The sequence below is a fragment of the Neisseria sp. P0021.S007 genome (genome assembly GCF_051956855.1).
In genome coordinates, this window is sequence record NZ_JBQCXA010001404.1 from 1 (window position 1) to 486 (window position 486).

The 486-nt window shown below is 53.5% G+C and carries 1 protein-coding gene; it reads left to right on the plus strand.

Features of this window, described 5'->3' with window-relative positions; translation table 11 throughout:
• Positions 1–377: glycoside hydrolase family 108 protein (locus ACTHUR_RS19405; protein ID WP_440400423.1), on the plus strand; the 377-nt coding region annotated here is incomplete at its 5' end.
• Positions 378–486: the final 109 nt, after the last annotated feature.

A 486-nucleotide genomic window follows, 5' to 3' on the forward strand; every position in this document is an offset into this window, starting at 1 on the left:
GCTTTAACGGTTCCATGCGCGCCATGACCCGCGAACAGGCTATCGGCATTTATCAAAAGGCGTTTTGGGAGCGTTACCACGCAGACCAAATGCCCGAAGCGGTCGCTTTCCAATTTTTTGATGCCTGCGTCAACCACGGTTACGGCAATGCCGCCCGTATGCTCCAACGCGCCGCAGGCGTGCCGGACGACGGCATCATCGGCGAAATCAGTCTCAAAGCCATCAATTCCCTCCCCGAAAACGACCTTTTATTGCGGTTCAACGCCGAGCGTCTGGTCTTTTATACCAAGCTCGGTACGTTCACGTCTTTCGGTAAAGGTTGGGTCCGCCGCGTCGCGCAAAACCTGATCCACGCATCAGCGGACAACATTGATTAAAAAAGGAGCAATCATGTCAAAAAAGTCTTTACTCGCCCTAATGGCCGCCGTGATGTCTCCCAGTTTCAGCGTCGATCTGGGCATTCGTTCAGCTATACCTTCTCAGGGA